At 74.7% G+C, this 9,948-nt stretch carries 15 protein-coding genes; 8 read left to right on the forward strand and 7 right to left on the reverse strand.

What is annotated here, in order from left to right; all coding sequences use genetic code 11:
- Nucleotides 1-4: 4 nt before the first annotated feature.
- From pssA to DQ240_RS16280, 3 genes are read left to right on the forward strand one after another with little or no spacing between them, the layout of a single operon-like run.
- Nucleotides 5-835 carry a CDP-diacylglycerol--serine O-phosphatidyltransferase gene (pssA, locus tag DQ240_RS16270; protein ID WP_113840659.1) on the forward strand — a complete coding sequence of 277 codons (831 nt, stop codon included), beginning with the start codon at nt 5-7 and terminating at the stop codon, nt 833-835.
- Complete coding sequence (locus DQ240_RS16275; protein WP_113840660.1) at nt 832-1,314, forward strand: GNAT family N-acetyltransferase; 483 nt, start codon at nt 832-834, stop codon at nt 1,312-1,314. The genes pssA and DQ240_RS16275 overlap by 4 nt, the downstream gene beginning before the upstream one ends.
- Complete coding sequence (locus DQ240_RS16280) at nt 1,311-2,093, forward strand: HAD-IIA family hydrolase (RefSeq protein WP_113840661.1); 783 nt, start codon at nt 1,311-1,313, stop codon at nt 2,091-2,093. The genes DQ240_RS16275 and DQ240_RS16280 overlap by 4 nt, the downstream gene beginning before the upstream one ends.
- A gap of 10 nt (nt 2,094-2,103) precedes the next feature.
- Here DQ240_RS16280 and DQ240_RS16285 read toward each other — a convergent pair whose 3' ends face one another.
- Nucleotides 2,104-2,604, reverse strand: coding sequence for a hypothetical protein (locus DQ240_RS16285; protein ID WP_113840662.1), 501 nt, complete (start codon nt 2,602-2,604; stop codon nt 2,104-2,106).
- Nucleotides 2,605-2,677: 73 nt separating this feature from the next.
- Between DQ240_RS16285 and DQ240_RS16290 the strand changes: the two genes are divergently transcribed.
- Together DQ240_RS16290 and DQ240_RS16295 are read left to right on the forward strand one after the other, a co-directional pair.
- Nucleotides 2,678-3,700: a diacylglycerol kinase family protein gene (locus tag DQ240_RS16290; protein ID WP_113840663.1), complete on the forward strand. Its 1,023-nt coding sequence runs from the start codon at nt 2,678-2,680 to the stop codon at nt 3,698-3,700.
- A gap of 287 nt (nt 3,701-3,987) precedes the next feature.
- Nucleotides 3,988-4,236 carry a WhiB family transcriptional regulator gene (locus DQ240_RS16295; protein ID WP_113840664.1) on the forward strand — a complete coding sequence of 83 codons (249 nt, stop codon included), beginning with the start codon at nt 3,988-3,990 and terminating at the stop codon, nt 4,234-4,236.
- Between the two features lie 64 nt (nt 4,237-4,300).
- On the opposite strand, the gene DQ240_RS16300 is transcribed toward DQ240_RS16295, so the two are convergent.
- On the reverse strand, nt 4,301-5,788 hold the full coding sequence (locus DQ240_RS16300; RefSeq protein WP_113840665.1) for a sensor histidine kinase: 1,488 nt from the start codon (nt 5,786-5,788) through the stop codon (nt 4,301-4,303).
- A 45-nt stretch (nt 5,789-5,833) separates the two neighbouring features.
- Here DQ240_RS16300 and DQ240_RS16305 point away from each other — a divergent pair, with 45 nt between their 5' ends.
- Nucleotides 5,834-6,328 (forward strand): GNAT family N-acetyltransferase, encoded by a 495-nt coding sequence (locus DQ240_RS16305; RefSeq protein WP_113840666.1) that lies wholly within the window; start codon nt 5,834-5,836, stop codon nt 6,326-6,328.
- Here the strand turns inward: DQ240_RS16305 and DQ240_RS16310 are convergent.
- Both DQ240_RS16310 and DQ240_RS16315 read right to left on the reverse strand, forming a co-directional pair.
- Nucleotides 6,325-6,582, reverse strand: coding sequence for a biotin/lipoyl-binding carrier protein (locus tag DQ240_RS16310; protein ID WP_113840667.1), 258 nt, complete (start codon nt 6,580-6,582; stop codon nt 6,325-6,327). The two genes, DQ240_RS16305 and DQ240_RS16310, sit on opposite strands and share 4 nt — an antisense overlap.
- Before the next feature lie 30 nt (nt 6,583-6,612).
- A complete protein-coding gene (locus DQ240_RS16315; protein WP_113840668.1) occupies nt 6,613-7,656 on the reverse strand; it encodes a biotin carboxylase N-terminal domain-containing protein in 1,044 nt (347 codons plus the stop codon).
- Nucleotides 7,657-7,851: 195 nt separating this feature from the next.
- On the opposite strand from DQ240_RS16315, the gene DQ240_RS24530 reads away from it, so the two are divergent.
- Nucleotides 7,852-7,926 carry a 50S ribosomal protein bL37 gene (locus DQ240_RS24530; RefSeq protein WP_099459150.1) on the forward strand — a complete coding sequence of 25 codons (75 nt, stop codon included), beginning with the start codon at nt 7,852-7,854 and terminating at the stop codon, nt 7,924-7,926.
- 76 nt (nt 7,927-8,002) lie between these two features.
- On the opposite strand, the gene rsrA is transcribed toward DQ240_RS24530, so the two are convergent.
- Nucleotides 8,003-8,368 (reverse strand): mycothiol system anti-sigma-R factor, encoded by a 366-nt coding sequence (gene rsrA / locus DQ240_RS16325; protein WP_113840670.1) that lies wholly within the window; start codon nt 8,366-8,368, stop codon nt 8,003-8,005.
- Nucleotides 8,365-9,039 (reverse strand): sigma-70 family RNA polymerase sigma factor, encoded by a 675-nt coding sequence (locus DQ240_RS16330; RefSeq protein ID WP_233498771.1) that lies wholly within the window; start codon nt 9,037-9,039, stop codon nt 8,365-8,367. Before DQ240_RS16330 ends, rsrA begins: the two co-directional genes overlap by 4 nt.
- Before the next feature lie 307 nt (nt 9,040-9,346).
- Between DQ240_RS16330 and ybaK the strand changes: the two genes are divergently transcribed.
- Nucleotides 9,347-9,820 (forward strand): Cys-tRNA(Pro) deacylase, encoded by a 474-nt coding sequence (gene ybaK / locus DQ240_RS16335; RefSeq protein ID WP_113840687.1) that lies wholly within the window; start codon nt 9,347-9,349, stop codon nt 9,818-9,820.
- Here ybaK and DQ240_RS16340 read toward each other — a convergent pair.
- On the reverse strand, nt 9,817-9,948 hold a 132-nt coding region (locus tag DQ240_RS16340), incomplete at its 5' end, for an integrase core domain-containing protein (protein WP_147262009.1). The genes ybaK and DQ240_RS16340 overlap by 4 nt on opposite strands.

Raw genomic sequence — 9,948 nt, forward strand, 5'->3', positions numbered from 1 at the left:
GGCCATGCCCAGTTCCGCGTCCGGCGCCGGGATCCCCCCGCAGACCCGGCGGACGGCGACCGTGGAGTTCGTCCGCGGCTCGGTGCGCGGCACCCGGCGACGTGCGCTGGCCACACTGCCCAGCCTCTTCACGCTGGCCAACATGATGTGCGGCTTCGTCGCCATCCTCGTGTCGATCCGGGGCGACCACACGCTGGCCGCCGTCCTGATCGGCCTGTCGATCGTCTTCGACATCACCGACGGGGCGGTCGCCCGCCTGGTGGGCGCGGTGACCCCGTTCGGCCTGCAGTTCGACTCCCTGGCCGACCTGGTGTCCTTCGGCATGGCGCCGGCACTGATCGCCTTCACGCTGTTCTCCGAGGGTCGCGACGGCTGGGACCCGGCCGGCTGGGTGGTGTGCGGCCTGTGGGTGGCCTGCGCCGCCATCCGGCTCGCGCGGTTCAACACGACCGTCGACCCCACGGCCGACAAGCGGTACTTCACCGGGATGCCCAGCCCGGGCGCCGCGGGCGTCGTCCTCGCCTCGGTGTTCGCGTTCGGCGACCAGATGCAGGGCCGCGACCGGCTGTGGGTGCTGCTCATCGTGGCGCTGCCGGCCGTGCTGATGGTCACCACGATCCGCTTCCGGTCGTTCCGCTCGCTGGTGAGCCCGAAGAGCGGGCGGCCGTACGGGCTGGTCGCCGCCGCGATCGTCATCGTGATCGGCCTGGCCACGGTGCCGGTCGTCACGGGGTGCGTGCTGGCCTACGGCTACCTGTTCGCACCGGTCCTGGTGCCGGCGCTGTCCCCGCTGGCCCGGCTGGTGCCCACCCGCGTGAAGGAGCTGCTGACGTGACGATCCGGGACATCCGCCCCGACGACGTTCCCGCCGTGGTCGGCCTGGTCCGCGAGCTCGCCGAGTACGAGAAGGCCGCGCACGAGGTCCGGCTCACCGAGGAGCAGCTGACCGCGGCGCTGTTCGGCGACTCCCCCGCGCTCTTCGGCCACGTCGCCGAGCGCGCCGGCACCGTCGTCGGCGTCGCCCTGTGGTTCCTCAACTTCTCCACCTGGCGCGGCACGCACGGCATCTACCTCGAGGACCTCTACGTGCAGCCCGCCTCCCGCGGCACGGGCCTGGGCCGCGAGCTGCTGCGCACCCTCGCCGAGGTCTGCGTGCAGCGCGGCTACGACCGGCTCGAGTGGTCGGTCCTGGACTGGAACACGCCCTCGATCGACTTCTACCGGGCGGCCGGGGCGGTGCCGATGGACGAGTGGACGGTCTTCCGGCTCACCGACGACGCCCTGTCCGGCTTCGCCGCGGACCGCCGGGCATGAGCGCCGGACGGCAGCCGGCCGAGTGCTGGCTCACCGACATGGACGGCGTCCTCGTGCACGAGGGGTCCGCGCTGCCCGGCGCCGCCGAGTTCCTCGCCCGCCTGGTCGAGCGACGGCGCCGCTTCCTGGTGCTGACCAACAACTCGATCTTCACCCCGCGCGACCTCGCGGCCCGGCTGTCCCGGGCGGGGCTGGAGGTGCCCGAGGAGGCGATCTGGACCTCGGCCCTGGCGACGGCGGACTTCCTCTCCACCCAGCTGCCCGGCGGCTCGGCCTACGTCATCGGCGAGGCGGGGCTGACCACCGCGATGCACGAGGCCGGCTACACGCTGACCGACGTCGACCCGGACTACGTCGTGCTCGGGGAGACCCGCACGTACTCGTTCGAGGCGATCACCCGCGCCGTCCGCCTGGTGGGTGCCGGCGCCCGGTTCATCGCCACCAACCCCGACGTCACCGGTCCGTCGGCGGAGGGTCCGCTGCCGGCCACCGGCGCGGTCGCGGCCATGATCACGAAGGCGACCGGCGCGGAGCCGTACTTCGTCGGCAAGCCCAACCCGATGATGTTCCGCAGCGCGATGAACCGCATCGAGGCCCACTCGGAGAGCACGGTCATGATCGGCGACCGGATGGACACCGACGTCGTCGCCGGGATCGAGGCCGGGCTGGACACGATCCTGGTGCTGACCGGCTCGACCCGGGCGACCGAGGTCTCCCGGTTCCCGTTCCGGCCGGGACGGGTGCTGGACTCGATCGCCGACGTCGTCGACCTGATCTGAACCCGCGCCCCTACTCCCCCGACGCGCGGAGGTAGGCCAGCCGCGCCTCCGGCGTGGCCAGCAGGTACAGCTCGACCGCGGCCAGGGCGAGCACGGGGATCCCCAGCTCGGGACGGCCCGCCTCGAAGGCGGTCGTGTAGCCGAGGGCGGCCAGGATCAGCTGCAGCACCACCACCGGGCCGCGGGCCCACGGGGAGACCCGCCACAGCCCGACCGCGGCCGCCGCCATGACGCCGCCGAAGAGCGCGACGTAGACGACCTCCGCGACGGCGTTGCTCACGCTCGTCGCCGAGCTGGTCAGGGTCAGATAGAGCAGGACGAGCGCGCCACCGAGCAGCAGCACCGCCTCGAGGCCGACGACGAGCGCCGCCCGGCGGACGGCGACGGGCGTCTCGCCGCGCTCCGCCGGGGTGCGGGGGGCGGCCGGCTCCGCGGCACCACCCAGCAGCCGGTCGGCCCGGCTGCGCCGCTCGCGGCCCCCACGGCCGGCCGCACCGCTCTCCTGCGTCACAGCAGCGAGGCTACGCGTCAGCGGTCACACGACCGGCAGGCTGCACGGCACCCGCGTGGTTAGCCTGGAGGTCATGCGTGCGCTCGTGGTGGCCAACCCCGCGGCGACCTCCACCAACACCAAGGTCCGCGACGTCCTCGTCAGCGCCCTGGGCAGTCAGCTGAAGGTCGACCTGGCCGAGACGACCCACCGCGGGCACGCCCGCGAACTCGGCCGCGAGGCGCACGCAGACGGCGTGGACATCGTGGTCGCCCTGGGCGGCGACGGCACGGTCAACGAGGTGGTCGACGGTCTGCTGCACGCCGGACCCGGCGCGGACGTGCCGACGCTGGCGGTCGTCCCCGGCGGCTCGACGAACGTCTTCTCCCGCGCGCTGGGCCGCTCCCGGGACCCGGTCGAGGCCACCGCGGAGATCCTCGACAGCATCCGCGCCGGCCGCACCCGCCGGGTGTCGCTGGGCACCGCCAGCGCGTCGGGGACCAGCACCGCGCCCGTCGAACCGGTCGACCCCGCGGCCGCACCGGCGATCGCCGCCCGCGACGCCGCCGCGCACCCCGACTGGACGGACCCGCGGTGGTTCGTGTTCGCCGCCGGCCTCGGCTTCGACGCCGAGGTCATCGCCCGCGTGGAGGCCCAGCGGGCCCGCGGCCGGCGGTCCACCGGCGCCCTGTACGTCCGCGAGGGGACGACGGCCTTCCTGCTGGGCCGCGAGCGCCGCCGTCCCGCCGTCACCGTCACCGTGCCGGGCGAGGAGCCGCGGGACGGCGTCTTCCTCTGCCTGGTCTCCAACGTGAGCCCCTGGACCTACCTGGGCGCGCGGCCGATCAACCCGAGCCCCGAGGCCTCCTTCGACAGCGAGCTCGACGTCTTCGCCCTGGGCCGGATGGGCTCGGTCCGCATGCTGCGGACCCTGCGGCAGGTGATGGGCGACCGGCCCGCCGTCCAGGGCCGCCGGATCCACCGGTGGCACGACCTCCCCGAGGTCACGCTGACCGCGAGCCGCCCGCAGGGCTGGCAGCTGGACGGCGACCACCTGGGCACCGCGACGGGGCTGCGGCTGCGCTCCGTCCCGGCCGCCCTGCGCGTCGTCGCCTGACGACGGACCCCGCGGGCACGTCAGCGGCCTCGTGTCAATGGACCGGCCCCTGCCGAGTGGCGGCCCTATCACGGGCGTGGTGAGCTTGCTCACGAGGGGTCCCACCGGGCCCTCCATGCGCTTGACAGGCGTCTCAGCCGTGAAAACATCGCGGTCAGGAACGCAACCTGCCGTTAACAAGCAGGCGGTCGCTGGATGACGGTACGGAGTTCTCGTACCGCTCGCGCAGACGCCCGGAGACAGCGACCCGCTTCGACACCGTAGACGACTTCGAGGAGCACACCACCATGGACTGGCGCCACCGCGCCCTCTGCCGCGACGAGGACCCGGAGCTGTTCTTCCCGATCGGCACGACGGGTCCCGCGACCGTGCAGGTCGAGCAGGCGAAGGCGGTGTGCCGGCGTTGCCCGGTCGTGCAGTCCTGCCTGGACTGGGCCCTGCGCTCCGGCCAGGACTCCGGCGTCTGGGGCGGGCTCTCCGAGGACGAGCGCCGCGCCCTCAAGCGCCGCCAGGCCCGCACCCGCGTGCGCGCCTGACACACCGCGACACCGCAGCACCCGTCGAAGGCCGGCCCGGCTCCCGGGCCGGCCTTCGGCGTTCCTAGCGCCGGGGCCGGCCCGCTCCCGGCAGCTGGAGCACGACCTCGGTCCCGGCACCGCCGTCCGCCGGAGGGCCCATGGTCAACCCGCCGCCCAGTTCGCTGGTGACCAGCGTGCGCACGATCTGGAGGCCCAGGCCGTCGCTGGCGGCCGGGTCGAAGTCGGCCGGCAGCCCGGTGCCGTCGTCGCGGACCCGGACGACGAGGTCGTCGCCGTCCCGCTCGGCGCGCAGCTCGATCGTGCCGGTCTCCCCGTCGGGGAAGGCGTGCTCGGCGGCGTTGTGCAGCAGCTCGGTGACCGCCAGCACCAGCGGTGTCGCCGCCGCGGCCGGCAGCTCGCCGAAGGCACCGGTGCGGCGGGTCCGCGCGGCCGGGCCGACGGAGGCCAGGTCTCCCAGCATGGGCAGCACCTGGTCGAGGACGTCGTCGACGTCGACGACGTCCTCGCGGCTGCCGGCCAGCGTCTCGTGCACGATCGCGATCGACGCCACCCGGCGCACCGACTCCTCGAGTGCCGCGCGGGCGGCGGGTTCGGTCATCCGCCGCGCCTGCAGCCGCAGCAGCGCCGCCACGGTCTGCAGGTTGTTCTTCACGCGGTGGTGGATCTCGCGGATGGTGGCGTCCTTGGTGAGCAGCGCCCGGTCCCGGCGGCGGACGTCGGTGACGTCGCGGACCAGCACCAGCGCGCCCTCCTCCCCGCCCGGGGCCTGCAGCGGCAGCGCCCGGACCAGCAGCGTCGCGCTGCTCCCCTCCAGGTCCATCGGCTCGGGGAAGCGGCCCGCGACGGCCGCCCGGATGCCGGCCGCGACCGTCTCCCCCGCCATCCGGTCGGCGGCGACCTCCCGGCTCAGCGGCGCCAGGTCGGCCCCGACGACGTCGCCGGTCACCCCGATCCGGCGGTAGGCCGACAGCGCGTTGGGGCTGGCGTAGACGGCGCGGCCGGCACCGTCCAGGCGCACCAGCCCGTCGCCCACCCGCGGGCTGATCTCGGCGTCGAGCACCTTGGGCGGCGGGAACGTGCCGGCCGAGACCATGAGGCAGAGGTCGGCGGCGATGTCGAGGTAGGTCAGCTCCAGCGTGGACGGCGACCGGGTCACCGCCAGGTTGGTGTCCCGGGCCAGGAGGGCGACGACCACCCCGTCGTGGCGCACGGGCACGACCTCGCGGCGCCGCGGCGTCCCCCCGGACCAGTCCGGCTCCCCCTCGGTGACCGGCCGGCCCTCGCGGTGTGCGACGACGAACGGCTCGGCGTCCACCCCGCGCAACTCGCTGCCGACGAGGTCCTCCGGCTGGCTGGTCGGCGCGGTGAGCGGTCGCACCTGCGCCACGCACCACCAGACGCCGGACTCGACCGACACCCACAGGGTCAGGTCGGCGAAGGAGAGGTCGGCCAGCAACTGCCAGTCGGCGACGAGCCGGCGGACGTGGTCGACCAGGGACGGCGAGGTGACCCCCGCGGCGCGGGTGAGGCGGTCGTACAGGCTGCTCATGGTGGCTGCGAGCCTAGAGAGGGCCACCGCATAGCCTCGGGAGCCGTGACCCGCACCGTCGAGCCGATCGTCGAGCCCGCCACCCCGGCCGACTTCGACGCCATCCGGGAGCTGACCGTCGGCGTCTACCGCGACGAGGAGCTCGCCGCGACCACGTACCTGACCGAGCTGGGCGACGTCGAGGGCCGGGCCGGGCGCGCCGAGCTGCTCGTCGCCCGGCTGGACGGCCGCGTCGTGGGCAGCGTCGCGCTGGTCCTGGACGGCGACTTCGGCGAGGTCACCGCCGGCCCGTCGGAGGCCGGCTTCCGCATGCTGGTGGTCGACCCGGCGGCGCGCGGCGCGGGGATCGGCGAGCTGCTGGTCAGGACCTGCCTGGACCGGGCACGGACGGCGGACAAGGCGACGATGGTGCTCTCGACGGATCCGCGGATGACCGCGGCGCACCGCCTCTACGAGCGGCTGGGCTTCCGCCGGCTCCCCGAGCGGGACTGGTCGCCGGTTCCCGGCGTCGACCTGCTCGTCTACGAGCGGGACGTCTAGGACTGCACGGTCGCGATGAGGTCGCCCTCCTGGAGGACCTCGCCCTCGACCACGTGCAGCTCGGCGACCGTGCCGGCCTGCTCGGTGAGCACCGGGATCTCCATCTTCATGGACTCCAGGATCACCAGCGTGTCGCCGGCGGCGACCGGCGAACCCGGCGTCACCAGCACCTTCCAGACGCTGGACACCATCTCGGCGTGGATCTCCTCGACCGCCACCGACACCTCCCCACCTCGACCCCCGGCGGTGGTCATCCAATCACCCCCGACGGGCGGGGCGGACCGTCAGCTCCCGGACGCCGGATGGCCCGAGGCGAGCCGCTCCAGGACGGCGCAGACCTCTCCGCCGTCGTGCGGGACGCCGGTCTCCCCGAGGCCGGTGAGCGCGTCGCTCACGGCCCGTGCGGCCGTCGGGACGTCGCCGGCGCCGGCGCTGACCGTGGCCAGCAGCGCGTCGTACCAGCCGTCGAGCCGGTCGCCGGGCTCGTAGCCGGAGGCGGCGACCACGTCGGTCGACCGGCCGCGACCGCGCCTGCGGCCGGGACCGGGCAGCCGGCCGGTGATCCGGCCCGCCTGTCCGGGCGGGAGGGTGGAGCGCAGCTGCACGGCGACGGCGGACCGTGGCGGCTCGACCGGCAGCGGGACCTGGCCCGCGGTGCCGGCGGCGCTGCGCAGGGCGAGCTCGACGGCGTCCACGCCGTGCGCCCGCTCCAGCACGGCCATGTCGAGGGAGAAGCCGGCGGCGACCTCACCCAGCTCCCCGTCGGGCGCGACGCCGACGGTGACCAGCCCGCGCCAGCCCACCTCCACCAGCCGGCGAGCGGTGGCCGGCAGCGGCGGCGGCTGCTCCGGCGTCCAGGAGACGCGGGCGATGCCGGCGGCGCGGTCCCGGGTCACCGGGGTGGCGCAGCGCAGCCCGTCGTCGGTCACCCACGCCAGCAGCCCCTGCTCGCTGGCCGGCTCGACGCCGTCGCCGCCCAGCCGCTCGAGCACCGCGGCGTCGGGTCCGACCCAGGTCAGCCCGGAGGCGACGACCGCGCCGGCCAACCGGGCGTTGCCCGCCAGCGCCGGCGGCACGGGGAGGACGGCGGAGACGCCACTGCGCCGCGCGGCCTCCACGATCCGGTCGACGGCGAGGTAGGACTCCGACGCGGGCGCCGGGCCGAGCAGGACGGCGTCGTCGGCGAGCCGCACGTGCAGCGCGTTGCGCTCGACCTCCGAGTGGACGGCGACGGCCTTGACCTCCAGCCGCGAGCACGCCGCGATGACCGCGCAGGCGGCCGGACCGCGTCCGGCCACGAGCACGCTCTCGATCCCCAGCTGGGCCACTCCTGCGTCCTCCCCCGAATTGCTCCGTGCCGCCTGGTCCCGCCCACCGGAGTCGACCGCTCCGGGCGTGAGAGGCTTGTGCGGTCAGCTTGGCGGGTCCGCCGGGAGCCTGCACACCCGGCCCCCGGGGCGCACCCGCCCGATCAGGACGTCCGACCGGGCGTCTCCCCCGACGACGAGGAAAGGAGGGCAGCGATGTCCAAGCGTGGACGCAAGCGCCGCTCCCGCAAGGGCAGCAAGGCCAACCACGGCAAGCGGCCCAACGCCTGAGCAAGGACCCCGTCCTCCTCGCGCCTCGCGAGCTCGGCGCGAGCCTCTGGACGGGGCACGGGGGGCGCCCCGCCGCTCAGGCGGTGGGGCGCTCGCCGCTCCGCTCCGTGACGATCTCGGTGGTCACCCGCTCGACGCTGACCGCGGTGCCGTCCTCCTCGAAGGAGACGGTGGTCAGCTGCAGCTTGATCCGGTCCCGCAGCCCGACCGGCGGCTGGTCGCCCCCGCAGCGGCGACGGACCAGCGCCTTGAACTCCTGCTCGATGCCGAACTGCCGCAGGCACGGCGAACAGTCCTCGAGGTGCTCGGCGATGACCGCCCGGCGCGCGTCGTCCGTCTCGTGGTCGAGGAACTCGAACACGTGCGACAGGACGTCGTCGCAGGAGTTGATCTCCACCGGGTCCTCGTGCCCGTGACCCTCGTGCGCGGAGTGCTCGCTCACGACGCCTCCTCCCCGGCACCGGCGCGGACGAAGCCCCGCTCGCGGGCGTAGTCGGCCAGCAGCTTCTGCAGCCCTCGACGGCCGCGGTGCAGGCGGGACATCACCGTGCCGATGGGCGTGCCCATGATCTCGGCGATCTCCTTGTAGGCGAATCCCTCGACGTCGGCCAGGTACACCGCCAGCCGGAAGTCCTCGGGCAGCTGCTGCAGGGCCTCCTTGATGTCGGAGTCCGGCAGGTGGTCCAGCGCCTCGATCTCGGCCGACCGCAGGCCGCTGGAGCTGTGCTCCTCGGCGGCGTAGAGCTGCCAGTCCTGGATCTCGTCGGTCGGGTACTGCTGCGGCTGCCGCTGCTTCTTGCGGTAGCTGTTGATGTAGGTGTTGGTCAGGATCCGGTACAGCCAGGCCTTGAGGTTGGTGCCCTCGGCGAACTGGTGGAAGGCCGAGTAGGCCTTGACGAACGTCTCCTGGACGAGGTCCTCGGCGTCGGCCGGGTTGCGGGTCATCCGCAGCGCCGCCGGGTAGAGCTGGTCGAGGTAGGGCAGCGCGTCGCGCTCGAAGCGGGCGTCGCGCTCGGCGCGGGTCTCGGCGACCTCGGTGCGGCTGCCGCCCTCGCGGGCGTCGGGGACCTCGACGGGAGCACCGGCGGCGGCCGGGGCCGCGGCTCCGTCCATCGGCGTGCTCACTGGCTCCGTGCTCACTGGCTCCGTGCTCGTTGGCTCCGTGCTCGTTGGCTCCTGGGCCACCGACCGTCCTCTCTGCGCACCCCGGACGCGGGGTGCCACCTCGGACGATCCTAGTCGCGCGGCATCGGGGCGGCCCGGCGGACGGCGGTGCACGGCGGGACCGGCACCGGACCGGGCGCGGGCGGTCGGGAGGGTGCTGCTCACGGCCGGTGCAACCGAGCCGGCCGGGAACGGATTCCCGGCCGCGGCCGATCGCCTCCGGGTGCCCTCCGGCCGCTCGCTAGGCTCCCCCGCCGTGGCGGCCACCCCCGCGGTGCGGGTCCTGGAGAAGGCGCGGGTGGCGCACACCCTGCACCCGTACGACCCCGAGCACCCGTCCGACCAGGGACACGGCGAGGCCGCGGTCGCCGCGCTGGGGTCGGACCCGCGCCAGGTCTTCAAGACCCTGGTGACGCGGGTGGACGGCGCGCTGACCGTGGCCGTCGTGCCGGTGGCGACCACGCTCGACCTCAAGGCCCTCGCGGCGGCCGCGGGCGGTCGCAAGGCGGCGATGGCCGATCCGGCCGACGCCGAGCGCACCACCGGCTACGTGCTCGGCGGGATCAGCCCGCTGGGCCAGCGCAAGGCGCTGCCGACGGTGGTCGACGACTCCGCGCTGGGGTTCGCCACGGTGATGGTGAGCGCCGGCCGCCGGGGCCTGCAGGTGGAGCTGGCCCCGACCGACCTGGTGCGGCTCACCCGCGCCCGGACCGCCCCGATCGGGCGCTAGCTGTACTGCCCGGAGACGTTGGTGCAGCGGGTGATGGGCGGGAGGTTGCGCAGGGCGGTGTGGGGCCGGTGGTGGTTGTACTGGTGCAGCCAGCCTGACAGGGCCGCCCGCCGCGCTTTCTCGGAGGT

This window comes from Blastococcus sp. TF02A-26, from assembly GCF_003319125.1.
GTDB lineage: Bacteria > Actinomycetota > Actinomycetes > Mycobacteriales > Geodermatophilaceae > Trujillonella.